A 21,126-nucleotide genomic window follows, 5' to 3' on the forward strand; every position below is an offset into this window, starting at 1 on the left:
TCAGATCACGCGGTTGCCGGGCGCAGCTCCAGCAGGCCTTCCGCAACGGCTCGGGCGGGTTCCCGGTACGCCGTCTCGAGCTCGCGGAAGAGCTTCTGCGCCCGGACCGCGGGCCAGTCCGGCGGCAGGTGCTCCACCGGCAGGCGCGGATCCCGCCGGATGGCGTGCAGCCATTCCGCGATCAGCATGAGGCGGGCGGCGAGCGGGTCGCTCATCTGCGCGGTTCCGTCCCAGCGGGCCAGGAAGGCGGTGTACGCGGCGGCGAGCGCGGGCACGTCGTACGCGTCGCCGACCATGACGCGGATGTCGGTGCGGGAGCCGGCGCGCGCGTGGAAGACCCGGGCGTGGGCGTCGAGGCCGAGGCTGCTGACGATGTGGTCGGCGGCCACCTCGCCGGGCGCGATCCACAGCCCGCCCTGCAGCGGCCCGAAGCCGGCCCAGGCCAGCTGGGAGCGCAGGTCGTGGCGCTGGCGTTGCCAGGACTCGGGCAGCGAGAAGCTCAGCAGCGTCCAGGTGCCGTCCCACCGGTCGTTGACCGCGCCGGCGCCCCAGATCCGGTCGCGCCCGTCGCGCAGCAGCGCCGTGGACCGCTCGGTGAGACCGATGTACACGCGGCGGCCGTGGCGCTCCCGGTGCAGCAGGCCGCGGCCGGCCATCCGGGTCAGGGTGGAGCGGGCGGCGTGCGCGGAGATGCCCAGCCGGTCGCAGACGTCGATCACGCTGCCGGTGAACACGCACAGGTCGCGGTCGAGCAGGTAGTCACCGAAAAGCATCAGCAGCAGGGTCTGCGGGCGGGGCCCGGCCTCCGCGGTCTCCGTCGACGGCATGCGCTGAATGTTAGGCAGAATATTGACGGCCGTGTAGGAAGCGCCTAACTTCGTGCTCATCCGCACAGCAGAACCCCTCGCTGAGGAGGTACCGGTGCGCAGACCCACGCCCTTCCTCGTCGCTCTCCTGCTCGCCGCCGCCGTGGCCGGCTGCGGCGACGACCCGTCCGGTTCGGACGATCCGATCCGCCTCGGCCAGATCGTCTCGCTGACCGGGAACTACTCGCCGCTGGGCAGCGAGAACCAGAAGTCGGTCGCCTTGGCGGTCGAGCAGCTCAACAGCGCCGGCGGCATCGGCGGGCGGCGCGTCGAGCTGACCGTCCGCGACGACAAGAGCCTGCCCGACCAGGCCGTGCTGGCCTTCAACGACCTCCGGAGGAAGTCCGACGCGATCATCGGCTCGCCGTTCTCCAACTCCGCGCTGGCGACCCTGCCGCTGGTCGACCGCGAGCAGATCCCGTACGTCTCGCTGACGCCCGCGGACGAGCAGGTGCGGCCGGTCCACCCGTACGTGTTCGTGGTCCCCGCGACGTCGGGCACGTACGCCGAGGCCACCCTCCGGTACCTGCAGGCCACCCAGATCACCCGGCTCGCCGTCGCGTACGACACCCGGAGCAGCTACGCGGTGGCCGGCTACAAGGGACTGCAGGCCGCGGCGGCGCGGTACGGCGTGACCCTCGGCCCCGTCGAGGAGTTCCAGACCACCGCCACCGAGTTCGGCGCGGTCTTCACCCACGTCCGGTCCTCCTCCGCGCAGGCCCTCATGGTGTGGGCCACCGGCGCCCCCGCCGTCGCGCTCACCAAGCAGTACGCGGCCGCCGGCCTGAAGATCCCGCTGATCCTCACCGGCGCCCAGGCGAGCAAGCTGTTCCTGGACCCGGCCGGTCCCGCCGCGGAGGGCGCGACCGTGGCGAGCTCCATCGGCGTGGTCGGCGACGCCCTGCCGGCCGGCGCGCAGAAGACCGCGGTCGAGGAGCTGGCCACGGCGTTCCGCACCAAGCACGGCTACCCGCCGCCGCAGTTCGCCCAGGACGGCTACAGCGGGGTGAAGCTGCTCGCGGCCGCGATCGGGAAGGCCGGCGGGACCGACCGTGCGAAGGTCCGCGATGCCCTGGAGGGCCTCACGCTCACCACGCCGAACGGCACCTACCGCTACTCGGCGACCGACCACAGCGGACTGACCGCCGACTACATCGCCATCACCACCGTACGGTCCGGGGCCTTCGTGCCCACCGACTACAGCAGGGCGAAGCTCGCCACGCTCGGCGGCCGGTGATGGCCGCCGGAGCCGCCCTGGCGGTCTCCGGGGCGAGCCGGGCGTTCGGCGGCGTGTACGCCGTCCGCGACGTCAGCCTGACCCTCGCCCCGGGAGAGCTGCGCGGGCTCATCGGCCCGAACGGCGCCGGCAAGTCCACCCTGTTCGCGCTCATCGGCGGCCAGCTCCGGGCGGACACCGGCACGGTACGGCTGGACGGCCTGCGGGTCGACCGGCTGCCCGCCGACCGCCGGGCCCGGCTCGGCGTCGGCGTGGTGTTCCAGGCGGCCCGCGTCTTCCCCGGCATGACCGTGCTGGAGAACGTGATGGTGGGCGCGCACGGCACGACCGGAGCCGGGTTCCTGACGGCGATGCTGCGGCTGCCCGCCCATCACCGCGAGGAACGGCTCATCCGCGACCGCGCCCGCGCGTGCCTGGCCCGTACCGGGCTGGCCGGCTGGGCGGACCGCCCGGCCGAGGCGTTGCCGCTGGGTCAGCAGCGCGCCCTGCAACTGGCGCGCGCGCTGTGCGGGCAGCCCCGGCTGCTGCTGCTCGACGAGCCGGCCTCCGGCCTGCGCGCGGCCGAGCGGGAGCGGCTGTCGGCGCTGCTGACCGAGCTGCGCGACGAGGGGATCACGATGCTGCTCGTCGAGCACGACGTCGCGTTCGTGATGCGGGTCGCCGACCGCGTCACCGTGCTCGACCTGGGACGGGTCATCGCCGAGGGCTCCCCCGCCGACGTCCGCGCCGATCCGGTGGTGATCGACGCGTACCTGGGCGCCGGGAGCCCGGCGTGAGCGCCGTGGCCGAGGCCCGCGGGCTCGTCGTGCGCTACTCCGGGGCCACCGCGCTGGACGGTGTCGACCTGACCGTCGGCGAGCACGAGCTGGTCGCGCTGATCGGCGCCAACGGCGCGGGCAAGACGAGCCTCGTCCGCGCGCTGTCCGGTCTGGTCCGGCCGGACGCCGGGCAGGTCGTCGTGCACGGCCGGCTGGCCCAGGTGCCCGAGGGCCGCGAGATGTTCGCCGGGCTCAGCGTCGACGACAACCTGCGCCTCGGCGGCTGGCGCAACGGCCGCGCCGGACGCGCCACCGGGCCGGTCTACGAGCTCATGCCGGAGCTGGCCGCGGTGCGGCACCGCGCGGCGGGCACGCTCTCCGGCGGTCAGCAGCAGATGGTGGCGATCGGGCGCGCGCTGATGGCGCGGCCGGACGTGCTCGTCGTCGACGAGCTCAGCCTCGGCCTGGCGCCGAAGGTCGTCGACGTGCTCGTCGGTCACCTGCGCCGGTTGCACGCCGAGCGCGGGCTGGCGGTGCTGCTGATCGAGCAGAACGCCCGCCTCGCCCTCGAGCTGTGCGACCGCGGGTACGTGCTGGAGGCCGGCCGGGTCGTGCTGCACGGCGACGCCGGCCGGCTGGCCCGCGATCCCCGGGTGGCCGCCGCCTATCTGGGCGGGCACGTCGCGGCGGAGGAGCCGCGATGAGCGACCTGCTGGGATATCTGCTCACCGGGCTCGGCATCGGCGCCGGCTTCGCGCTCGTCGGCAGCGGCATGGTGGTCATCCACCGGGTCACCCGGGTGGTCAACCTGGCCCAGGGCGCGTTCGCGGTGCTCGCGGCGATGCTGACCGCCACGCTGCTGGCCACCGGGCTGCCGCACGGGCTCGCCGAGGCGGCCGGGGTGCTCGTCGCGGCGGGCGCCGGGGTGCTGGCCGGGGTCGTCGCGATCGGCCGGCCCGGCACGGAGCCCGGAGCGGCGCTGATCATCACGCTCGGCCTCGGAGTGCTCGCGTACGCCGTGGAGGTGACCGTGTGGGGTGACCAGCCGCGCTCGTACGCCGGGCTGCCGGGGGCGGTCACGCTGGGCGGCGCCCGGATCCAGGCGCACCACCTGCTCGTCATCACGGTCACGCTGCCGGTGTTCGCCGCGCTCACGGCGTTCTTCCGCGGCACCGACCCGGGCAAGGCGCTGACCGCGTGCGCGGAGAACCCGTACGCGGCCCGGGTGGTCGGCATCGACGTACGCCGGATGGGCCTGCTCGCGTTCGGGCTGGGCGGCGCCCTGGGCGGCCTCGCCGGCGTGCTGCTCACGCCGGTGCAGCAGGTCACCTTCGACAGCGACGTGACCCTGATCGTCAACGGCTTCGCCGCCGCGGTGCTCGGCGGGCTGACCCGCCCGGGGGTCACCCTCGCCGGCGGGCTGCTGCTGGGCGTGGCACAGACCCTGATCGCCGGGTACGGCGGCGGTGCCCATCAGCTCGAGATCGCGCTGCTGGTGATGCTGGCCGTGATGGTCACGCAGGCGGTCCGCGCCGGTTCGGTCCCGGAGGCGGCGCGATGAGGGCCCGCACGGTCCTCGCCGCCGCCGCGGTCACGCTGGCGCTGCCCCTGCTGCTACCGGAACGGCACCTGCCCGTGTACGTCCTGCTGCTGCTGGCCGCCACGGTCACGGCCGGCGTGTCGCTGCTGATGGGGTACGCCGGGCAGGTGTCGCTGGGCCAGGCGGCGTTCTACGCGATCGGGGCGTACGCCGCCGGGCTGTCGGCGGTGCACGGCGTACCGACCTTGGCCGGGCTGCTCATCGCCCCCGTCGTCGCGGCGCTCGCGGCCGTCGTGGTCGGTGCGCCCCTGCTGCGGCTGCGCGGGCACCACCTGGCCTTCGCCACGCTGGCCGTGCACCTGATCCTGCTGTCGCTGCTCGGGCAGGGCACCTGGGCCGGCGGCGCGATCGGCCTGCAGGGCATCCCGCCGCTGTCCCTGGCGGGCGTTGTGCTGCGCGACGACGTCGGATACGCGTACGTGGCCTGGGGTGTGCTCGCCGTAGTGCTGCTGGTCAGCCGCAACGTCGTCGACTCGCGGGCCGGCCGGGGCCTGCGCGCGGCGGCCGGCAGCGAGATCGCGGCGGCCGCCGGTGGCGTACCGGTCGGCGCTTACCGGCTCGTGGTCTTCGCGCTCTCCGCGGCGTTCGCGGGCCTGGCCGGCGGCGTGTACGCCTTCTACCTCGGCTACCTCGCGCCCGGCTCGTTCCCGCTGCTGCTGTCCGTCGAGGTCGTCGTGATGGCCGTGGTGGGCGGCCTCGGCACGATCACCGGTCCGGTCGCCGGCGCGGCGGTCATCACGCTGCTGGTCCAGGCGCTCAACCAGCTCGGCACCCGTCCGGGCATGCCGAGCTACGCGCCGGCCGCCCTGTCCTACGCGGTCTACGCGCTGCTGCTCATCGCCGTGGTCCGCTACCTGCCCCGCGGCATCGTCCCCGCGGTGGCCGTGCTCCGGAGGAGAACGTCATGAGACTCGACGGCAAGGTCGCGATCGTGACCGGCAGCGGCCGGGGGCTCGGCCTCGCGTACGCCAAGGCGCTCGCCGCGGCCGGCGCGGCGGTCGTGGTGAACGATCTGGACGCCGAGGCGGTGGACAGCGCGGTGGCGCAGATCGCCGGCGCGGGCGGCCGGGCCACGGGGGTGGCCGCCCGCGTCGGCGACAGCGCGACGGCCCGGGCCCTCGCCGACGCCGCGATCGACGGGTTCGGCCGGCTCGACGTGCTGGTCACCAACGCCGGCGTGCTGCGGGACCGGGTGCTGTGGAAGATGACCGACGACGACTTCGACACCGTCGTCCGGGTGCACCTGCGCGGGACGTTCACCTGCGCCCGCGAGGCCGCCGTCCGCATGCGCGAGCAGGGCGGGGGCGGCCGGCTCATCCTGATCTCGTCGCCGGCGGGCCAGCGCGGAAACTTCGGCCAGACCAACTACGCCGCCGCCAAGGCCGGCATCGCCGCCATGGCCCGCACGTGGGCGCTCGAGCTGGCCCGCAGCGGCATCACGGTGAACGCGGTCGTGCCGGTCGCCGCCACCGAGATGACCAGGACGATCCCGGCCTTCGCGCCCGTGATCGAGGAGTCCGAGCGGACCGGCCGGCCACTGCCCGGATGGCTGCGGCGCGACGAGGGACTGGGAACCCCGGAGGACGCGGCCGGCCTGGTCGTCTTCCTCGCCTCGGACGCCGCGCAGGACGTCACCGGCCAGGCGATCGGCATCGGCGGCGACCGGCTCGCGCTGTGGGGCCATCCGTACGAGAAGACCGTGGCGTTCCGGGACGGCGGGTGGAGCGCCGACGCGATCGCCGAGGCGTGGCACGGCGGGGCCGGTGCCGAGCCGGAGACGTACGGCATCCCCGCGCCGAAGGCCCCGGAGGCGTAGATGGACGTGGCGTCGCTGACCGCGATCGACGTGCACACGCACGCCGAGATCAGCCGGGACGGGCACCCCTCGCTCGACCCGGAGCTGATGGGCGCCTCCGCGGCGTACTTCGGGGTGGGGGCGGGCCGGCAGCCGACGATCGACGAGACGGCGCGGTACTACCGGGAGCGCCGGATGGCGGCCGTGGTCTTCACCGTCGACGCGGAGCACACCACCGGGCATCCGCGGATCAGCAACGAGGAGATCGCCGCGAGCTGCGCGGCGCACCCGGACGTGCTCATCCCGTTCGCCAGTGTGGACCCGCACAAGGGACGTGCGGGCGTGCGCGAGGCGCGCCGGCTGGTCGTCGAGCACGGCGTCCGGGGCTTCAAGTTCCATCCGAGCCTGCAGGGCTTCGCGCCGGACGACCGGATGGCGTACCCGCTGTACGAGGCGATCGAGGAGTTGGGCGTACCCGCGCTGTTCCACACCGGACAGACCGGGATCGGGGCGGGCGTCCGCGGCGGGGGCGGGATCCGGCTGCGGTACTCGAACCCGATGCTCGTGGACGACGTGGCCGTCGACTTCCCGGACCTGCGGATCATCCTGGCCCACCCGTCGTTCCCGTGGCAGGACGAGGCGCTGGCGGTGGCCACGCACAAGCCGCACGTGCACATCGACCTGTCCGGCTGGTCGCCGAAGTACTTCCCGCCGCAGCTCGTGCGCTACGCCAACTCGCTGCTGCAGGACAAGGTGCTGTTCGGCTCGGACTACCCGGTCATCACCCCGGACCGGTGGCTGGCCGACTTCGACCGGCTCGACATCAAGCCGGAGGTCCGGCCCAAGATCCTCAAGGAGAACGCCGCCCGCCTGCTGGGCCTGGACGAGGAGGACGCATCGTGATCACCGTCGACGGGGTTGCCGGGCTCAGCGCGCTGGCCGGCCGGGACCTGGGCCGCAGCGACTGGCTGGAGATCACCCAGGACCGGGTGGACCGGTTCGCCGAGGCCACCGGCGACCACCAGTGGATCCACGTCGATCCGCAACGGGCGCAGGCGGGCCCGTTCGGCGGCACGATCGCGCACGGCTACCTGACGCTGTCGCTCGTCATCCCGCTGTTCGGCGCGCTGCTCGAGGTGCGCGGCGTCGCCATGAGCATCAACTACGGCCTCGAGAAGGTCCGGTTCCCGAACCCCGTACGGGTGGGCTCGAAGGTACGGCTCGCCGCCACGGTGGCGGAGGTGACCGGCGTCGCTGCCGGCGGCGTGCAGATGGTGCTCGACTTCACGGTGGAGATCGCGGGCGAGGCCAAGCCGGCCTGCGTCGCCCGGGCCGTCTACCGCCACTACGCATGACGGCCACCGTCCCGGCCCGCAACGCCGGTCTCGGTTCCTGGCCGGCCCGGCGCGCGGCCATGTCGCCCGGCAGCAACGCCCTGATCTTCCGCGGCACCGCCATCACGTACGCCGGGCTGTTCGACCGGGTCACCCGGCTCGCCGCGCGGCTGCGCTCCGGCGGCGTGGGGCCCGGCGACCGGGTGGCGTACCTCGGGCCGAACCATCCGGCCTTCGTCGAGACGATGTTCGCCACGCACCTGCTCGGCGGGATCTTCGTGCCGCTGAACGTCCGGCTGGCCGCGCCCGAGGTCGACTACATGCTGCGGCACAGCGGCACGGTCGCGCTCGTCCACGCCCCGGCCGGCGCGTTCTCCGTACGCCCGGGCACGGTCGTCGAGGTCGGCGGCGCGTACGAGGAATGGCTCGCCGCCGGTGAGCCGGAGCCGCTCGACGTGGCCGTCGGCATGGACGACCCGGCCCTCATCCTCTACACCTCGGGCACCACCGGCCGGCCGAAGGGCGCCGTCCTGACCCACGCGAACGTCTTCTGGAACTGCTACAACCTGCTCGTCGGGGTGGACGTCGCGAGCGACGAGATGACGCTGATCGGTGCGCCGCTGTTCCACGTCGCCGCGCTCAACCAGTGCCTGCTGCCGACGTTCCTCAAGGGCGGGTGCAGCGTGCTCATGCCGTCCTGGGACGTCGACGAGGCGCTCGAGCTGATCCCCCGGCACGGGATCACGTGGATGTTCGGCGTGGCGGCGATGTTCGCGGGGCTGGCCCAGTCGCCGCGCTGGCCGGGTGCGGACCTGTCGTCGGTGCGCAGCGTGATGTCCGGGGGCGCCGCCGTGCCCGAGTCGCTGATCCTGGCATACCAGGAGCGCGGGCTGACGTTCTGCCAGGGCTACGGGATGACGGAGACCGCGCCGGGCGCCACCTTCCTGGAAGCGCGGGAGAGCCGTACGCACGTCGGCTCGGCCGGGCTTCCGGTCTTCTTCGCCGGCGTGCGCTGCGTACGCCCGGACCTGACCGGCGCGCCGCCCGGGGAACCGGGCGAGGTGCTGGTCCGCGGCCCCAACGTGACGCCCGGCTACTGGAACGACGCCGAGGCCACCCGGGACGCGTTCACGGCGGACGGCTGGTTCCGCTCCGGTGACCTCGCCCGGGTCGACGCGGCCGGCCACCTGTACGTCGTCGACCGCCTCAAGGACATGTACATCTCCGGCGGCGAGAACGTGTACCCGGCCGAGGTGGAGTCGGTGATCTTCGAGCATCCGGCCGTGTCGGAGGTCGCGGTGGTCGGGGTGCCCGACCCGGCCTGGGGCGAGGTGGGCCGGGCCTTCGTCGTCGCGATGCCCGGCGCGGCGCTGGACGGCGACGAGCTGCGGGCCTTCCTGCTGCCGCGGCTGGCGAAGTACAAGATCCCCGTCCACGTCGACGTGGTGCCGGCGCTGCCGCGGACCGGCTCCGGGAAGGTGCGCAAAGGCGACCTGCGGCGCCTACCGGGAGAGCAGGAAGCGGGTCACGGCCGGGGCGAAGGCGGACCCTAGGGGCGGTACGTGGGTGCCGCCACCGATCGTCCAGGCCTGCACCACCGAGCCGTTCGCGCAGTCATGGGTACGTACCGACGTCTCGGCTCCCGTGAGAGCCGGCACCAGGTCTAGCTTCGGGGCGTCCCGGCCGGTGCCCCCGCAGCGGTCGTAGCGCACCCAGTCGGCGACCGTGGTGGCCGCCGAGGGGTAGGCGTTGCCGCCGATGTCGCCGCCGGTGAACGCGATGGTCTCGTCGCTGCTGCTGTTGATCACGAGCACGCTCACCGGCTTCGACGGCCGGCACCGGCCGGCGTCGGCCCAGGTCGCACCGTTGAGCGAGACGATCGCGGCGACCTGGTCGGCGTGGTCGCAGGCCATCCGGAACGCCATGAAGCCGCCGTTCGAATGGCCGATCAGCGACACCCGGGACCGGTCGATCCGGTACCCGCCCTCGAGCGTGGAGATCAGCTCGCTGAGGTACCGCGAGTCGTCGGGTTTCGGCTCGGAGAAGGAGCAGCAGGCGTCCGTGGCGTTCCAGAACCGTTCGCCGCGGTCGTCGGTCAAGCCGTCCGGGTATGCGTAGACGAATCCGCGCCGGTCCGACTCGGGCGTCAGCCGCAGATAGCTCTCCAGCTGAACGCCGTCGGACGTGTAGCCGTGCAGCCCGATGACCAGCGGCGCGGGCCGGGCCGGGTCGTAGGAGGCCGGCACGTGCACGGTGACCTGCCGGCCGCCGATCTGCACCGTGCCGGTGCCGCTCGCGGGCAGCGCCGGCGGTGAGCTGGACGTCGGCCGCGGGTCGTCCGCCGGACCACAGGCCAGCGTCACCATGACCGCCGCCGCGGCCGCCACGACGCGAGCTGCCCGCCAATGGTGTCGAGCCATCGCCCCTCCCCAGCCGGGATGCGGGCCAGAATACCGGCGGATTCCTTGCTCTGGGTTTGAGACCGGCCAGAGGTTGCCTTGAGGTGGCCCTCCGATCTGTCGGGGCATGAACGCGACCTTGGAGCTCTCCCCCGCCGCCCCGGCCCTGCACGACATGTCCCGCCTGTGGGGCCGTGCCGCCGACGGCGTCGAGCTCTCCGTGGTCGTGCCGTTCTACAACCCGGGCGCGGCGCTGCGCCGTACGGTCGAGCGCCTGGTCGCCTGCCTGCGCGACGCCCAGGTCGGCTTCGAGGTGATCGCGGTCTCCGACGGCTCGACCGACGGCTCGGCGCAGACCCTCGGCGGCCTGCCCGGCGTCCGCGTCATCGACAACCCGGTGAACCAGGGCAAGGGCGCCGCGCTGCACCAGGGCTTCGCCACCGCCCGCGGCGCGTGGATCGGCTTCATCGACGCCGACGGTGACATCGACCCCCGGCACCTGGTCGAGTACCTGATGGTGGCCCGCGCCGGCGGCCACGCCCTGGTGTACGCCGACAAGCGTCACGCCGCGTCGGCGAGCGCGGCCAGCGGCTTCCGCAAGCTCGTGTCGGTGTCCTACTCCACGCTCGTCTCCCGGCTGTTCGGCCTCGACGTGCGCGACACCCAGACCGGCTGCAAGATCGTGCGGCGCGACGTGCTGGCCGCGGTGCTGCCCCGGCTGCGCGAGTGCCGCTTCGCCTTCGACCTGGAGCTGTTCGTCGCCGCGGACGCCGCCGGCATCGACGACCTCAAGGCCGTGCCGGTGCGCCTCGAGGAGCGGGTCGCCGGTTCCACCGTCACCAGCTCGACGATCGTCCGTACGATCCGCGACACGTTCGTCATCTACCGCCGCCGCCGGGACGACCACTACCGGGCCGCCGCGCCCGTCGCCGCCCCGGTCGTCGTCGCGGCTCCGCGTACGCCGGCCCTGGCCTACGCCGCCTGAGCCGGTTCAGTAGTCGTACGACCTGGTCCGTTGCCTCCGGTACCGCCGGCGGGGATCGCGCATCACGTACCGCACGGTGAAGGCGGTCACGGCCATGCTCGCGAGGGCGACCACGACGACGGTGAGCATCGGCACGCCGGCCACCGAGGGCGTGGTGGAGTTCGCCGCCGGCCGCAGCTGCGCCGCGTTCGCCGTTCCCCCGGCAGCCGCCGGCGGTGGCGCGGTGGGCAGCCCGGCGAAGTCGACGATCCCGCTGCTCTCGAGCAGGGTCATGTGGGTCATCACGAACTGGTTCGTGCGCTGGGCGAGCTTGCGGACGGTGTCGTTGCGGGTGCTCGCCCGGATCGTGGCGATGGCCGGGAAGATCTTCCCGTGGGCCGCCCGGAGCCGGTCGATGTACACCTGGTCGAAGTCGGTCCCGTCGGCGTCGCGCATCTCGGCCAGCCAGCCCTGCTGGTCCTCGTTGGGCTCGTCGGGCAGGGACACGTCGAGCTTCTTCGCCGCGTCCCGGACGAGCTGGTCCAGCTTGACGTGCTGGGCGGCGATGTCGCTGCCGATGGACCGGATCCGCGGGTCGTCCGACTTCTGCTGCGCCATCCGGCCGGCGGGGATCTCCCACAGCCCGGCCAGCCGCACCTTCACCACGAAGTCGCGGTCCGCGTCGGAGACGTCGCCCCGGCCCCGGTCGGTGAGCAGGCCGTTCGGCGGCACCGGCACGCCCGGCTCGGCGTGTGCCACCTGCGGGTCGAACAGGGCCAGCGCCAGGGCGACGAGGGCCGCACCCGGCAGCCGGTGACGCCACCAGGACATCCGAACGACGGCGAGCACGTCTTCCTCCAGCCATGGTCCCCGGGCGGGTCCCGCTGAGCAGAGGTACGCAGCGGGACCCGCCCCGGGATCAAACAGATGCTGAGGATTTCGTGATTGCCACGTCGTCTTCGATGAGGCTGCCGAGCGCGAGCACACCGTCGCGCTCGGCAACCGAGGTGACGAAGCCGTACGAGCCGTCGGTGGCGCGCAGGTCGTGCACCGGCTCGCCGTCGAGGTCGAAGGCCATGACCCAGGCGACCACGGCGGGCCTGGGGCGTACCGCCTCGGGCAGGTTCCAGAGCAGGAGCCGCAGGAAGCCGGGCAGCGGCAGCAGCCGGTCCAGCAGCGGGTTGCGCGGAGCCGCGATGCCGACCCACAGCAGGCCGTCGCTGCCGAGGTACATGTTGTCGGGAAAGCCCGGCAGGTTGTCGGCGAGCACCTCGGTGCGGCCCGCGTCCGGGCCGGTCAGCCGGTGCCGCCGGATCCGGTAGCCGGCCGTCTCGGCGACCAGCAGGTACGACTCGTCGGGGGCCAGGACCAGCCCGTTGCCGAACTTCAGCCCGCTCAGCACCGTGGTGACGGTGCCGCCGGGGTCGCGGCGCAGCAACCGGCCGGTGCCGGTGTGCTCGAACATGTCGCCCAGGTGGTTCCTCAGGTCCCACCGGCTGGTCGACGTGGTGAACCAGATCGTGCCGTCGGCCGCCTGCACCACGTTGCTGGCGAAGGTCAGCGGTTCGCCGTCGACGACGTCCGTGAGGACCTCGACGGTGCCGTCCGGGCGTACCTCCAGCAGGCCCTTGTCGTGGTCGCAGACCAGGACGCCGCCGTCGGCGCGGGCGTGCAGCCCGAGCGGGCGGCCGCCGGTGTCGGCCAGCACCGTGCGGTCGCCGGTGGCCGGGTCGATGCGGACGATGCGCCCGTCGGCGGTGCCGGTGAGGATCCTCCCGGCGGCGTCGAAGACGACGTCCTCGGGCCCGTGCCCGCCGGTCGGCAACCGGCGCAGGACCCGCAGGGGCGCCGTCGGCCCGCGGTCGTGGAAGGCCGGCGGCTGCCAGCGGCGAGGTCTGATCAGGCGACGGGCCATCCGGGCTCCCAGGGTCGGCGGTGGGTCGGCTCCCGGCCAGTGTGCGCGCCGCCCTCCCCGCGCGCCCCGCGGCGGCGGCGATCCGCCGAGACCGCGGTCACACGACCGATCCCTTGCTTCGAATTCGAAGCATACGTATGGTCGGGATGTGCTTCGAACTCGAAGCAATCGGAGAGGGTGAGTGTGATGAAGGCAGTACGTTTCCACGAGTTCGGCGGCCCCGAGGTCCTGCGCCACGAGGACGCCGACCAGCCCGTCCCCGGCGCCGGACAGGTGCGGGTACGGGTGGCCGGGACGTCGTTCAACGGCGTCGACGCGACCATCCGCGGTGGCACCATGCAGGGCCCCATCCCGGTCGCGCTGCCGCACACGCCGGGCGTCGACGTGGCCGGCACCGTCGACGCGCTCGGCGAGGGCGTCGGCACCCTGGCGGCCGGTGACCGGGTCATCGGCTTCCTGCCCATGGCGGAGGCCGGCGCCGCCGCCGAGTACGTGATCGCACCCGCCGAGGTCCTGACTGCGGCGCCCACCACCGTCCCGCTCGCCGACGCCGCGGCGCTGCCGGCCGTCGGCCTCACCGCCTGGCAGGCGCTGTTCGAGCACGCCAAGCTGACCGCCGGGCAACGCGTTCTCGTCAACGGGGCCGGCGGCGCGGTCGGCGACTACGCCGTCCAGCTGGCCAAGAACGCCGGCGCCCACGTCATCGCGACGGCGAGCCCGCGCAGCAGCCGGCGCGTCCGGGCCGCCGGCGCCGACCGGATCATCGACCACACCACCGCCGACGTCACGGCGGAGGTGACCGAGCCGGTCGACGTGGTGCTCAACCTCGCCCCGATCTCCCCCGACCAGCTCGGGGCGCTGCTCACGGTCATCCGTGACGGCGGCACGCTGGTGAACACCACCGTCTGGATGCCCGCACCCTCCGACGACGAGCGCGGCGTCACCGGAATCGACCTGTACGTCCGCAGCGACGCCGAGCAACTGGCGCGGCTGGCCGGCCAGGTCGACGCCGGCCGGCTGCGCGTCGACGTCGCCGAGCGAGTCCCGCTGGCCGGCCTGCCCGCACTGCACGCCCGGGCCGCCGAGGGCGCCCTGCCGAGCGGCAAGGTGGTCGTCACCGTCCAGGGCTGAGCGATCGCCCGGGGGCGGCCTCAGCCGTCCCCGGCGGCGTAGTCGCGCATCGCCTCGGCGGCTTCGCGCAGGAAGGCGGCGGTGGCGGCGGCCTGCTCGGGGGTGAGCCGGGCCGCCGCCTCCTCGACGCGACGGAACAGCGGGGCCAGGGCGCCGAGCACCTCGTCGTACGCCCGGTCGGTGGCGACGACGGTCTGCCGGCGGCGGTCCGAGGGGTGGGGGACGCGGCGGACGTGCCCGGTGGCTTCGAGACGGTCGACGAGTGTGGTCGCCGAGGCGGAGCGGATGCCCAGGAGCCGGCTCAGCTCACCCGGGCCGAGCCCCCCATCGCTGCTGAGCAGGTGGTCCAGCGCCGTGGCGTCGGTGATGCCGAGGCCGAGGCGGCGGGCCAGGCTCTGCGCGGCCTCGCCGTTGGCGCGCAACATCTCGCGGATGGCGTGCGAAATCTCGCTGTGTGACTCTCCCCGGCGGCGATGTCCCGTCATGCTGCGGTCCCCACGCTCGAAGTAGCAAGAATTTCTAACTACTTGTATACCTGACATCATGACCCCCGAGATAACGGGCGCGCGCCGCTGGCTCGGCCTCGTGATGATCAGCCTCGGCGTCGCGATGATCATCGTGGACGCCACCATCGTCAACGTCGCCGTGCCCTCGATCATCAAGGACATCGGCGCCACCTCCAGCGACGCCCAGTGGATCCAGGAGTCGTACACGCTGGTCTTCGCCGCCCTGCTGCTCGTCGCCGGGCGTACCGCGGACCGCTCCGGGCGCCGCCGGCTCTTCCTCGCCGGGATCGTCGTGTTCACCCTCGCCAGCGTCGGATGCGCGCTGGCGCCGACGCCGCCGCTGCTCATCGCCGGCCGGCTGGTGCAGGGCGTGGGCGGCGCGATGATCCTGCCGACCTCGCTGTCGCTGCTCAACGCCTCCTTCACCGGCCGGGAGCGGGGCATCGCCTTCGCGGTGTGGGGATCCACGATCGGCGGTGCGGCCGCGCTCGGCCCCCTGCTGGGCGGGTGGCTCACCACCGACCTCTCCTGGCGGTGGGCGTTCGGCATCAACGTGCCGCTCGGCGCGCTGGTGTTCGCCGGGACCGCCCTGCTGGTCGCCGAGTCGCGTGAGCCGCAGGGCCGCCGCGGCAACGACTGGGCCGGCGCAGTGCTCTCGACCGTCACCCTCACCGGGGTCGTCTTCGGCCTCATCGAGGGGCGCAACTACGGCTGGTTCGAGCGTACGGGGCCGGTCGACATCGCCGGTGTGTCGTGGACGATGCGGCTCTCGCCCGTACCCGTGGCCTTCGCCGTCGCCGTTCTCGGCCTGGTCGCCTTCGTGCTCGTGGAGCGGCGCCGCAACGCGGCGGGCAAGCCCGTCCTGCTCGACCTGACGCTGTTCGCCATCCCGTCGTTCCGCAACGGCAACCTGGTCGCCGGCGTCGTCAGCCTGGGCGAGTTCGGTCTGCTCTTCTCGCTGCCGCTCTGGCTGCAGAACGTGCTCGGCTACTCCGCCTTCGAGACCGGCCTGGCGCTGGTGCCGCTGGCCGCGGGCAGCTTCCTCGCCAGCGGACTCGCCGCGCCGCTGACGGCCGCGCGCGGCGCGGCCTTCGCGGTCCGCCTCGGCATCCTGCTGGAGCTGCTCGGCGTCGCCGGGATCGGCATCGTCGCGGCGCCGGACACGCCCTGGTGGGCGTTCACCCCGATGCTCTTCGGGTACGGCGTGGGCGTCGGGCTCGCGACCGCACAGATCACCGGCGTGGTGCTGGCCGACGTCCCGGTGGCGATGAGCGGGCAGGCGTCCGGCACCCAGAGCACCACCCGGCAGCTGGGATCCGCCCTCGGCATCGCGGTGCTCGGCTCGGTGCTGTTCGGCACCCTCGCCGGCCACCTCGGGACCGCCCTCACCGACCGCGACGTCCCGGAGCCGCAGAAATCGGCCGTCATCACCGCGGTCAAGAAGAGCGCGGGCGCGGCGATCCCCGGCCTGGCGGCGAGCCCCGCGACGGCGACGCTGGCCGGCGACGCCCGGCAGGCCTTCTCCACCGCGACCAGGTGGACCGCGCTGACGGCCGCCGGCTTCCTGCTGCTCGGGCTGATCGCGTCCACCCGGCTCGAGTCGGCGCGGGAACCCTCCTGAGCAGCTGAAGACGACGACACGCAGGTCCGTCCGGCTCCACGATCAGGATGTCCTTGTCGAGCTCGACGTCACCGGCGCCGGCGCGGTGGCGGTCATCGTGTCCACCCAGCCGGGCGGCACGCCGGCGTCGTGGCCCGCCACTGCGCGAAGGCCGGGCCGGCCGCGGTCAGGGTCCGTGACGGGCGCCCGGAGGTCCGGGTCCTGCCCGTAACGCCGGACCACGGTGTGCAGGCCGGCGACGAGCACGCGGACGGCGGCCGGGGTCGGCTCCCGCCGCATCGTCGCCGTGCCCGGGTCGGCGGAACCGGCCGACGCCCGCAGCCGGAATGGTCCTTCGCGTTCGGGCGAGCACCCGGGCCCGGCCGCCGGTCACGGCCGGCGGCGGTCCTGCTCCCGTGCGCCGACGTGTCAGGGTCGGCACGGTAGCCACGGCCGTACCGTGCCGGCAGGCCCGGGATGTCCCCCTCAGCGGTGCCCGACGCCGCCGACGCGCAGGGCCGGGCCCATGTCGTTGACACGGGCGTCCCGGCCGAAGCGGGTGTCCAGCGTGGCCAGACCGTACTGCTGCTCGATGGTGCGCAGGATCGAGGTGGTGTCGTACGGCGTGTGGTCGACGCCGGAGGCGCGCAGCGACCGGGAGATCAGCAGGGCGGGGATGCGGGTGCCGGGACCGTACTCGTCGGACGGTCCGGGCGTGGCGTGCCGGCCCTGACCGGGCGGGACGACGTGGTCCCACTGGCCGCCGAACTCGTCATAGGTGACCACGATCAGCGTACGGGCGGCCTGCGGGCCGGCCATGACGGCGTTGATCAGGTCGACGAGGTGCCGCTCGCCGTTGTCGGTGCTGGCATAGCCGGGATGCTCGTTCTCCGCACCGTACGGTTTGACGAAGCTGACCGCCGGCAGGCCGCCCGACCGCGCGGCGCTGAAGAACGCGGTCTCGTCCTGCAGGTGATCGCGGGGGTGCTCGCCGGTGCGCGGGTCGACGTATCCGGGCGCGTACCGGGCGAAGTAGTTGAACGGCTGGTGGTGGTACTGGAACAGCGGGCCCGGGTGCCCGGCGGCCGCGTCGTTCCACCCGCCGGCGTACCAGGCCCAGGCGACGTTGCGCTCGGACAGCTCGTCGCCGATGGTCCGGCGGTAGTCCGGCGCGGCCGGGTCCACGTTGTTGACCAGCGGCAGCGTGGTGGCGCCGCCCGCGCTGGGCGGGTTGGACGGCTGCACGGTGTTGACCGCGTAGTCGCCGCAGGCGAAGCCGGCGCGGCCCGGGCAGGCCTGGGTGAGCGGCCCGTCGTTCAGCGCCGGGTTGCTGCCGTGCAGCGGGTACGGCCGGACGCCGGTGTCCGCGGCGGGCGGGTTGGGGTTCGGGAAGCCCTCGGCGTCGACGACCGAGTGGGCGGCGGCGGGCGCGCCCCGCCACGGCGGCGCCTGCGCGGCCACCAGGTACTGGTGGTTGAGGAACGACCCGCCGAACGCGGCCTGGAAGAACCGGTCCGCGACGACGTAGTGCGGCGCCCCGGCGGCGTGCAGGTACTGGTAGATGGGCAGCTGGCGGGTGTCGTAGTACCCCTGGGTGAGGCCGGTCGCGTCGCTGCCGGTGCTGTAGCGGTCCATCCGGCCGCCGTCGAGCTGGTACTGCTCCTGATAGAACCGGTGCACCAGGTCACGGGTGCAGCCGCCGGGGGTGCCGCCCGGGCAGGTCAGGCTCTCCGGCGTGATGTAGTCGTTGATCGGGAACGGCCGGTTGGCGAAGTGGCTCGCGTACGAGAACCCGTTGCTCGCCGCGTCGGTGCCGCAGGTGGCGGGCAGCGGCGGGGACGCGAGGCTGGGGTCGTTCTGGTAGAGGCACCGGTACGGGGTGCCGTCCTGCCGGACCTGCGCGCTGCGGCGGGCGTACCCGGGCGCGCCGCGGCCGTCGACCCACTGGGCGCCGACCCGGCCCCAGCCCGCGTACAGGTTGTCGAAGCTGTGGTTCTCCTGGTAGATGACCACGAGGTTGGTGAAGGGGCCGAGCGGGCCGCCGTGGCGATGGTGGGCCTGAGCGGGGCCGACGGCCCCTGTGAGCATGAGGACCATTGCACCGAGCACCGCGCCGACCCGTCTCATGTCCGCTCCCGTCGTCGTCGACTCATCGCAACTTATCGTGGCTGCGTGGCCGGTCGGGGTTGTCGCTCGTGGCACCCACCGCCGATTGCCGCGAGCCGGGCGGCGCGGCGGGGCGGCCCCGGCGGTCGAGCACCGTGACGGCCGCGGTCACCAGGATCATGGCCGAGCCGATCACCAGCAGCCCGCACCAGCGCGAATCCGGCGAAGGCCAGCGGGTAGCCGGGCGCCGCCGCGCACAGGGCGAACCCGAGACCCACCACCGCAGCCGTCCGGGTGACCAGCTTCTCCGGCTCCCCCAGCAGGGGTCGCGCGCTCACCGCGAGCGAGCCGAGCAGGTTGCCGAGGCCGAACGCCGCCGCCAGCAGGCCGGCCGTACCGGCGTCGACGTGCAGATCGGGGCCGTACGCGACGGCGATGACGGCGACCGCCCCGCCCGGCACGGCGGCGACGACGGTCGTGTACATGACCCGGCGCAGCGGCCCGGTGGTCACGATCAGCCGCAGGGCCTGCCGTACGGAAAGGACCTCGTCCGGGGGCACGGTGTCGCCGCCGGCGGGCAGCGCGGCCAGCCGGCTGCTCAGCCCGCCGGTCAGCAGCGGGCCGCACGCGCCCGCCACCGCGGCGAGCGCCCCGACCAGGGCGATCGGTATCCGGCTCAGACCGAGGGTCGCCGCCGCGATCAGCATTCCGTATGCCACGCACACCACGGCGATCAGCCGGCGGCCGCGGCACGTCCGGCGTGGTGGCGGCGAGCAGCACGAACCCGACCGCCGCCCCGGCATCCGCACCGCGGGCCAGGGTGGCGGCGGCCACGTACCGCACCAGAGCCGTCTGCACGCCGCCTCTGCTACCCGCCGGGCAGGGACGGCACGCATCGCTCGGCCAGGCCGGCCCTCTTCGATCTGCACCTTCGTCCCCACGGGACGCGCACCGACAGGCAGGAACGGCGGGCGGGGCGGCGGAGCGGATCTACACTCGCCGACCATGCGGGTGCTGGTGGTCGAGGACGATCCGGAACTCGGTCCGGCCATCGCCGCGGGCCTGCGCGCCACGGGGTTCGCGACCGACTCCGCACGGTTGCGCGAGGAGGCCGATCTCAAGGTGTCGGTCAACAGCTACGACTGCGTGGTCGCCGATCGCGGGCTGCCCGACGGCGATGCGCTGGAGGCGGTCCGGGCGTGGCGCGGCGCCGGCCGTACGGTGCCCGTCCTGGTGCTGACGGCGCTGGGGACCGTCGAGGACCGGGTGGCGGGCTTCGAGCACGGCGCCGACGACTACCTGGTCAAGCCGTTCGCCATGGCGGAGCTGGTCGCACGGGTCCGGGCGTTGTGCCGGCGCGACCAGCCACCGCGGCTGCCGGTGCTGACCGTCGCCGACCTGACCCTCGACGTGCCGCGCCACCGGGTACGCCGGGCCGGCGTCCTGCTCGCGCTGACCGCCAAGGAGTTCGCCGTCCTGGAGGCGCTGATGGTCCGCGCCGGCGCCGCCGTCACCCGCAGCGAGCTGCTCGAACGCTGCTGGGACGAGATGAGCGACCCGGCCTCCAACGTGGTCGACGTGGCGATCCGGCAGCTGCGCCGCAAGCTCGGGCCGCCGGACCTCATCGAGTCGCTCCGGGGTGTCGGGTACCGCATCCGCGGCGCCGCATGATCGCCGGGCGCCCGGCCGCCGCCCGGCTGCGACGGATGCGGTGGGCGCTGACGCTGCTGTACGCCACGGTCAGCGCCGTCTCTCTCGTCACGCTGGTGATGATCGCCGCGTCCATCGACGCCCGGTCGGGTTCCCGCGACCTGGACTCGGAGATCCGGGGCCGCGCCGAGGCGCTGTCCCGCGCGATCTGGATGGACAAGGGCACGCTGCACCTCGAACCGCTCGCCGAGGACGAGCTGGCGACGGCCTCGGACGTGACGGCGGTCCTGCAGAAGACGGGTACGGCCGACGCGCGGGCCGGCTGGCTGCACCCTCGGCGCGACGGCGCGCTGCCGCCGGCCGGCCGGTTGGACGACCTGTGGGCGGCGACCCTGCGGGAGCAGGAACCGGTGCTCGCGACGATCCCGGCACCGGACGGGCGGGAGCTGCGCTGGGCCACCGCGCCGGTGTGGGACACCGACGAGATCGGCGCGGTGGTGCTCGTCGCGGCCGACCCGGCATCGGTACGGCGGCGCCACACCGAGCTTGTCCTCTGGCTGGCCGCCGGCTGCGCGGTGTTGGTGCTGACCTCGGCCGGCGCCGGGCACCTGTTGTCGGGCAAGAGCATGCGTCCCGCGCTGGGTGCGCTCGACCGCCAGGAGCAGTTCCTGGCGGAGGCGGCCCACGAGCTGCGTACGCCGCTGGCGACCCTCCGCCTCGCCGTGGAGGACGACTCGGGCCGCGACGCCGTACGGCAGGTCGACCATCTGGACCGGCTGGTGACCGGGCTGCTCGCCCGCGCCCGCATCGACACCGGGATCCGGCCGCTCGAGCTGACGCCGTTGCGGCTCGACCTGGTCGTCGAGCAGGTGGTGCAGGAGCTCCCGTACGACGATGGGCGGGTGTCGCTGCGGACCGAGCCGACGGTCGTCCTCGGCGACCCGGACCTGCTGGCCCAGGCGGTCCGCAACCTGGTCGGGAACGCCCTGCGGCACGGCGCGCCGGCCCCCGTGGAGGTGTCCGTGGCGGCGGGCCGGGTGGCGGTCCGCGACCACGGGCCGGGAATTCCCGCCCGGGACCGGGAACGGGTCTTCGGCGACCGCGTCACCGACGGGCGGGGCGGCATCGGCGTCGGGCTGGCCATCGTCCGATGGGTCGCCGAGCTGCACGGCGGGCGGGCGCACGTCGCGCCCGCTCCCGGGCCCGGCACGCTCGTCGAGCTGATCCTGCCCCGCTTCATCGTCCGCTCATGATCCGGTTGCCAC

22 protein-coding genes are annotated in these 21,126 nt (G+C 74.0%); 14 read left to right on the forward strand and 8 right to left on the reverse strand.

Annotated elements, in window-relative coordinates:
• Positions 1 to 5: 5 nt before the first annotated feature.
• The gene (locus COUCH_RS27485) at positions 6 to 827 is read right to left on the reverse strand and encodes a PaaX family transcriptional regulator (protein ID WP_249608110.1); all 822 of its coding nucleotides are present in this window, start codon (positions 825 to 827) and stop codon (positions 6 to 8) included.
• Between the two features lie 94 nt (positions 828 to 921).
• Between COUCH_RS27485 and COUCH_RS27490 the strand changes: the two genes are divergently transcribed.
• Genes COUCH_RS27490 through COUCH_RS27530 form a run of 9 tightly spaced genes read left to right on the forward strand, consistent with a single transcriptional unit; the run spans position 922 to position 9,143 of the window.
• The gene (locus COUCH_RS27490) at positions 922 to 2,103 is read left to right on the forward strand and encodes an ABC transporter substrate-binding protein (protein ID WP_249608111.1); all 1,182 of its coding nucleotides are present in this window, start codon (positions 922 to 924) and stop codon (positions 2,101 to 2,103) included.
• Positions 2,103 to 2,879 carry an ABC transporter ATP-binding protein gene (locus tag COUCH_RS27495; RefSeq protein ID WP_249613816.1) on the forward strand — a complete coding sequence of 259 codons (777 nt, stop codon included), beginning with the start codon at positions 2,103 to 2,105 and terminating at the stop codon, positions 2,877 to 2,879. Before COUCH_RS27490 ends, COUCH_RS27495 begins: the two co-directional genes overlap by 1 nt.
• On the forward strand, positions 2,876 to 3,565 hold the full coding sequence (locus COUCH_RS27500) for an ABC transporter ATP-binding protein (RefSeq protein WP_249608112.1): 690 nt from the start codon (positions 2,876 to 2,878) through the stop codon (positions 3,563 to 3,565). The genes COUCH_RS27495 and COUCH_RS27500 overlap by 4 nt, the downstream gene beginning before the upstream one ends.
• Complete coding sequence (locus COUCH_RS27505) at positions 3,562 to 4,422, forward strand: branched-chain amino acid ABC transporter permease (protein WP_249608113.1); 861 nt, start codon at positions 3,562 to 3,564, stop codon at positions 4,420 to 4,422. Before COUCH_RS27500 ends, COUCH_RS27505 begins: the two co-directional genes overlap by 4 nt.
• The gene (locus COUCH_RS27510; protein WP_249608114.1) at positions 4,419 to 5,369 is read left to right on the forward strand and encodes a branched-chain amino acid ABC transporter permease; all 951 of its coding nucleotides are present in this window, start codon (positions 4,419 to 4,421) and stop codon (positions 5,367 to 5,369) included. The genes COUCH_RS27505 and COUCH_RS27510 overlap by 4 nt, the downstream gene beginning before the upstream one ends.
• Positions 5,366 to 6,277, forward strand: a complete 912-nt coding sequence (locus COUCH_RS27515) for an SDR family oxidoreductase (protein WP_249608115.1) — start codon at positions 5,366 to 5,368, stop codon at positions 6,275 to 6,277. The genes COUCH_RS27510 and COUCH_RS27515 overlap by 4 nt, the downstream gene beginning before the upstream one ends.
• Positions 6,278 to 7,159 (forward strand): amidohydrolase family protein, encoded by an 882-nt coding sequence (locus tag COUCH_RS27520; RefSeq protein ID WP_249608116.1) that lies wholly within the window; start codon positions 6,278 to 6,280, stop codon positions 7,157 to 7,159. It begins immediately after the preceding gene.
• Positions 7,156 to 7,611: a MaoC family dehydratase gene (locus COUCH_RS27525; protein ID WP_249608117.1), complete on the forward strand. Its 456-nt coding sequence runs from the start codon at positions 7,156 to 7,158 to the stop codon at positions 7,609 to 7,611. Before COUCH_RS27520 ends, COUCH_RS27525 begins: the two co-directional genes overlap by 4 nt.
• Complete coding sequence (locus COUCH_RS27530) at positions 7,608 to 9,143, forward strand: acyl-CoA synthetase (RefSeq protein ID WP_249608118.1); 1,536 nt, start codon at positions 7,608 to 7,610, stop codon at positions 9,141 to 9,143. Before COUCH_RS27525 ends, COUCH_RS27530 begins: the two co-directional genes overlap by 4 nt.
• Here COUCH_RS27530 and COUCH_RS27535 read toward each other — a convergent pair.
• Positions 9,093 to 10,010 (reverse strand): alpha/beta hydrolase family esterase, encoded by a 918-nt coding sequence (locus COUCH_RS27535; protein WP_249608119.1) that lies wholly within the window; start codon positions 10,008 to 10,010, stop codon positions 9,093 to 9,095. The two genes, COUCH_RS27530 and COUCH_RS27535, sit on opposite strands and share 51 nt — an antisense overlap.
• A 106-nt stretch (positions 10,011 to 10,116) precedes the next feature.
• Between COUCH_RS27535 and COUCH_RS27540 the strand changes: the two genes are divergently transcribed.
• The gene (locus COUCH_RS27540; protein ID WP_249608120.1) at positions 10,117 to 10,974 is read left to right on the forward strand and encodes a glycosyltransferase family 2 protein; all 858 of its coding nucleotides are present in this window, start codon (positions 10,117 to 10,119) and stop codon (positions 10,972 to 10,974) included.
• 6 nt (positions 10,975 to 10,980) lie between these two features.
• On the opposite strand, the gene COUCH_RS27545 is transcribed toward COUCH_RS27540, so the two are convergent.
• Both COUCH_RS27545 and COUCH_RS27550 read right to left on the reverse strand, forming a co-directional pair.
• The gene (locus COUCH_RS27545) at positions 10,981 to 11,802 is read right to left on the reverse strand and encodes a DUF4142 domain-containing protein (RefSeq protein ID WP_249608121.1); all 822 of its coding nucleotides are present in this window, start codon (positions 11,800 to 11,802) and stop codon (positions 10,981 to 10,983) included.
• Positions 11,803 to 11,872: 70 nt separating this feature from the next.
• Positions 11,873 to 12,868, reverse strand: coding sequence for an SMP-30/gluconolactonase/LRE family protein (locus tag COUCH_RS27550; protein WP_249608122.1), 996 nt, complete (start codon positions 12,866 to 12,868; stop codon positions 11,873 to 11,875).
• A gap of 186 nt (positions 12,869 to 13,054) precedes the next feature.
• Between COUCH_RS27550 and COUCH_RS27555 the strand changes: the two genes are divergently transcribed.
• Positions 13,055 to 13,999 (forward strand): NADP-dependent oxidoreductase, encoded by a 945-nt coding sequence (locus COUCH_RS27555; RefSeq protein WP_249608123.1) that lies wholly within the window; start codon positions 13,055 to 13,057, stop codon positions 13,997 to 13,999.
• 20 nt (positions 14,000 to 14,019) lie between these two features.
• Here the strand turns inward: COUCH_RS27555 and COUCH_RS27560 are convergent, their stop codons facing one another.
• Positions 14,020 to 14,484, reverse strand: coding sequence for a MarR family winged helix-turn-helix transcriptional regulator (locus tag COUCH_RS27560; RefSeq protein ID WP_249608124.1), 465 nt, complete (start codon positions 14,482 to 14,484; stop codon positions 14,020 to 14,022).
• A gap of 58 nt (positions 14,485 to 14,542) precedes the next feature.
• Between COUCH_RS27560 and COUCH_RS27565 the strand changes: the two genes are divergently transcribed.
• Complete coding sequence (locus COUCH_RS27565) at positions 14,543 to 16,126, forward strand: DHA2 family efflux MFS transporter permease subunit (protein ID WP_249608125.1); 1,584 nt, start codon at positions 14,543 to 14,545, stop codon at positions 16,124 to 16,126.
• 42 nt (positions 16,127 to 16,168) lie between these two features.
• Here the strand turns inward: COUCH_RS27565 and COUCH_RS27570 are convergent, their stop codons facing one another.
• The 3 genes from COUCH_RS27570 to COUCH_RS27580 form a co-directional block, all read right to left on the reverse strand.
• The gene (locus COUCH_RS27570; RefSeq protein WP_249608126.1) at positions 16,169 to 16,405 is read right to left on the reverse strand and encodes a hypothetical protein; all 237 of its coding nucleotides are present in this window, start codon (positions 16,403 to 16,405) and stop codon (positions 16,169 to 16,171) included.
• 186 nt (positions 16,406 to 16,591) lie between these two features.
• The gene (gene acpA / locus COUCH_RS27575; protein ID WP_249608127.1) at positions 16,592 to 18,232 is read right to left on the reverse strand and encodes an acid phosphatase; all 1,641 of its coding nucleotides are present in this window, start codon (positions 18,230 to 18,232) and stop codon (positions 16,592 to 16,594) included.
• Between the two features lie 32 nt (positions 18,233 to 18,264).
• Positions 18,265 to 18,930 (reverse strand): hypothetical protein, encoded by a 666-nt coding sequence (locus tag COUCH_RS27580; RefSeq protein WP_249608128.1) that lies wholly within the window; start codon positions 18,928 to 18,930, stop codon positions 18,265 to 18,267.
• A gap of 286 nt (positions 18,931 to 19,216) precedes the next feature.
• Between COUCH_RS27580 and COUCH_RS27585 the strand changes: the two genes are divergently transcribed.
• Together COUCH_RS27585 and COUCH_RS27590 are read left to right on the forward strand one after the other, a co-directional pair.
• Positions 19,217 to 19,882, forward strand: coding sequence for a winged helix-turn-helix domain-containing protein (locus COUCH_RS27585; RefSeq protein WP_249608129.1), 666 nt, complete (start codon positions 19,217 to 19,219; stop codon positions 19,880 to 19,882).
• Positions 19,879 to 21,114 carry a sensor histidine kinase gene (locus COUCH_RS27590; RefSeq protein WP_249608130.1) on the forward strand — a complete coding sequence of 412 codons (1,236 nt, stop codon included), beginning with the start codon at positions 19,879 to 19,881 and terminating at the stop codon, positions 21,112 to 21,114. Before COUCH_RS27585 ends, COUCH_RS27590 begins: the two co-directional genes overlap by 4 nt.
• Positions 21,115 to 21,126 lie beyond the last annotated feature (12 nt).

Source organism: Couchioplanes caeruleus, assembly GCF_023499255.1.
In the GTDB taxonomy this organism is placed as follows: domain Bacteria; phylum Actinomycetota; class Actinomycetes; order Mycobacteriales; family Micromonosporaceae; genus Actinoplanes; species Actinoplanes caeruleus_A.

What these genes read in the sequence shown, in the direction of transcription:
- COUCH_RS27485 (WP_249608110.1), bottom strand. Translation starts at nt 827, where the DNA reads ATGCCGTCGACGGAGACCGCGGAGGCCGGGCCCCGCCCGCAGACCCTG.
- COUCH_RS27495 (WP_249613816.1), top strand. Translation starts at nt 2,103, where the DNA reads ATGGCCGCCGGAGCCGCCCTGGCGGTCTCCGGGGCGAGCCGGGCGTTC.
- COUCH_RS27505 (WP_249608113.1), top strand. Translation starts at nt 3,562, where the DNA reads ATGAGCGACCTGCTGGGATATCTGCTCACCGGGCTCGGCATCGGCGCC.
- COUCH_RS27510 (WP_249608114.1), top strand. Translation starts at nt 4,419, where the DNA reads ATGAGGGCCCGCACGGTCCTCGCCGCCGCCGCGGTCACGCTGGCGCTG.
- COUCH_RS27515 (WP_249608115.1), top strand. Translation starts at nt 5,366, where the DNA reads ATGAGACTCGACGGCAAGGTCGCGATCGTGACCGGCAGCGGCCGGGGG.
- COUCH_RS27520 (WP_249608116.1), top strand. Translation starts at nt 6,278, where the DNA reads ATGGACGTGGCGTCGCTGACCGCGATCGACGTGCACACGCACGCCGAG.
- COUCH_RS27530 (WP_249608118.1), top strand. Translation starts at nt 7,608, where the DNA reads ATGACGGCCACCGTCCCGGCCCGCAACGCCGGTCTCGGTTCCTGGCCG.
- COUCH_RS27535 (WP_249608119.1), bottom strand. Translation starts at nt 10,010, where the DNA reads ATGGCTCGACACCATTGGCGGGCAGCTCGCGTCGTGGCGGCCGCGGCG.
- COUCH_RS27540 (WP_249608120.1), top strand. Translation starts at nt 10,117, where the DNA reads ATGAACGCGACCTTGGAGCTCTCCCCCGCCGCCCCGGCCCTGCACGAC.
- COUCH_RS27550 (WP_249608122.1), bottom strand. Translation starts at nt 12,868, where the DNA reads ATGGCCCGTCGCCTGATCAGACCTCGCCGCTGGCAGCCGCCGGCCTTC.
- COUCH_RS27555 (WP_249608123.1), top strand. Translation starts at nt 13,055, where the DNA reads ATGAAGGCAGTACGTTTCCACGAGTTCGGCGGCCCCGAGGTCCTGCGC.
- COUCH_RS27560 (WP_249608124.1), bottom strand. Translation starts at nt 14,484, where the DNA reads ATGACGGGACATCGCCGCCGGGGAGAGTCACACAGCGAGATTTCGCAC.
- COUCH_RS27565 (WP_249608125.1), top strand. Translation starts at nt 14,543, where the DNA reads ATGACCCCCGAGATAACGGGCGCGCGCCGCTGGCTCGGCCTCGTGATG.
- COUCH_RS27570 (WP_249608126.1), bottom strand. Translation starts at nt 16,405, where the DNA reads ATGCGGCGGGAGCCGACCCCGGCCGCCGTCCGCGTGCTCGTCGCCGGC.
- acpA (WP_249608127.1), bottom strand. Translation starts at nt 18,232, where the DNA reads ATGAGACGGGTCGGCGCGGTGCTCGGTGCAATGGTCCTCATGCTCACA.
- COUCH_RS27585 (WP_249608129.1), top strand. Translation starts at nt 19,217, where the DNA reads ATGCGGGTGCTGGTGGTCGAGGACGATCCGGAACTCGGTCCGGCCATC.
- COUCH_RS27590 (WP_249608130.1), top strand. Translation starts at nt 19,879, where the DNA reads ATGATCGCCGGGCGCCCGGCCGCCGCCCGGCTGCGACGGATGCGGTGG.